The sequence below is a fragment of the Arhodomonas sp. KWT genome, from assembly GCF_010993615.1.
Genome location: NZ_WNXE01000375.1, coordinates 1 through 1769 on the forward strand (window position 1 = coordinate 1; position 1769 = coordinate 1769).

The window sequence follows — 1769 nt, forward strand, 5'->3', positions numbered from 1 at the left end:
TTGTGCACCAGGGCGATTCGGCCGCAGGAGGCGTGGGGATGGGCGTTGGCCTCGGTAGGCGCGCCGTGGGTGGCCCAGCGGGTGTGGGCGATGCCCAGGGTGCCGTTGATGGGCTCGGCCGCCTGGCGCTGATCCAGCGCCGCGACCTTGCCCACCACCCGGTGACGCAGGAGCGCCCCGCCGGCGTCGACCACGGCAAGCCCGGCGGAATCGTAGCCGCGGTACTCCAGCCGCCGCAGGCCCTCAATCAGGATGGGGGTGACGTCACGCTCGGCGACCGCTCCTACGATTCCACACATGCGCTGCTGATCCTCGACCGTGGCCGCGGGCTCCCGCGGTGAAGTGGCACAGTGGCCGGCGCGGCGCTAGTCGTCGTCCCGCCGCGGCCGGCGCCAGCCCGGCACGCTCTTCTGGGGAATCCCGGTGAGCGTGAGGCTGTCCTCGGGTGCATCGTCGCGGATCACGGAGCCGGCGCCAATAGTCGCGCCGCGACCGATGCGCACCGGGGCGACCAGCGCCGTGTTCGAGCCGATGAAGGCATCCTCGCCGATGACCGTGCGGTGCTTGTTGGCGCCGTCGTAGTTGCACGTGATGGTGCCGGCGCCGATGTTGGCGTCGGCCCCGACCTCGGCGTCGCCAACATACGACAGGTGGTTGATCTTGGCGCCCTCGCCGACCCCGGCGTTCTTCGTCTCGACGAAGTTGCCGACCTTCGCCCCCCGGGCCAGCACCGTGCCCGGACGAAGGCGGGCGAACGGGCCGACATGGGCGGAACCGGCGATCACCGCGCCCTCGATCACGCTGTTCGCCGCGATCTTCACGCCCTCGCCGATTTGGCTGTCGGTGATGGTGCAGTTGGGGCCTATGACCGTGCCGTTGCCCAGGCTCACCTCGCCGATGAACTGGCAGTTCACGTCGATGGTGACGTCCTGCCCGCACTGCAGCTCGCCGCGCACATCGAAGCGCGCCGGGTCGAGGAGGGTGACGCCCCCGGCCATCAGGCGGTCGGCCTCGCGGCGCTGCCACAGCCGCTCCACCGTGGCGAGCTGGGCGCGGCTGTTCACGCCCAGCACCTCGCCTTCGTCGGCGGTGGCGACCCCCGCGACGGGCACACCGTCGGCGCGGGCGAGGGCGATGACGTCGGTGAGATAGTACTCGCCCTGGGCATTGTCGGCGGTGAGGCGGTCGAGCCAGCCGCGCAGATGCCCGGCAGGCAGACACATCACGCCGGTATTCACCTCGCCGATGGCCCGCTGGGCGGCGTCGGCGTCCTTCTCCTCGACGATGCCGGCGACGGCGCCGTCCGCATCGCGGAGGATGCGCCCGTAGCCGGCCGGGTCCACCGGGTGGGCGGTGAGCAACGCCGCGCCCTCGCCGGCGGTCTCGCAGAGCCGCTGCAGGGTGGCCGCGGTGATCAGCGGCGTGTCCCCGCACAGCACCAGGACGCGGTGGCGGTCGTCGATATCCGGTATCGCCTGGCCCACGGCGTGCCCGGTGCCGAGGCGTTCCGCCTGCTCCACCCAGCGCACGTCGGCATCCGCGAGGGCGTTACGCACGCGCTCGCCGCCGTGGCCGTAGATGATGTGGATATCGTCCGGGCCCAGCGCGGCGGCGGCATCGATGACGCGGGCCAGCATCGGCCGACCGGCGACCGGGTGGAGCACCTTGGGCAACGCGGAACGCATGCGGGTACCAGCCCCCGCGGCGAGGATCACAATCGACAGCGGCGCGGTCATCGTCTCGTCCCTCCCGCACAACGAAAAACGCGC

Annotated in this window: 1 protein-coding gene and 1 pseudogene; both read right to left on the reverse strand. The window is 71.8% G+C overall.

Annotation, left to right across the window (positions count from 1 at the left end):
• Window positions 1–299: pseudogene (locus G7A99_RS19075) on the reverse strand (glutamine--fructose-6-phosphate aminotransferase); the annotation flags it as partial.
• 66 nt (window positions 300–365) lie between these two features.
• Complete coding sequence (gene glmU, locus G7A99_RS19080) at window positions 366–1736, reverse strand: bifunctional UDP-N-acetylglucosamine diphosphorylase/glucosamine-1-phosphate N-acetyltransferase GlmU (protein ID WP_163143168.1); 1371 nt, start codon at window positions 1734–1736, stop codon at window positions 366–368.
• Window positions 1737–1769: the final 33 nt, after the last annotated feature.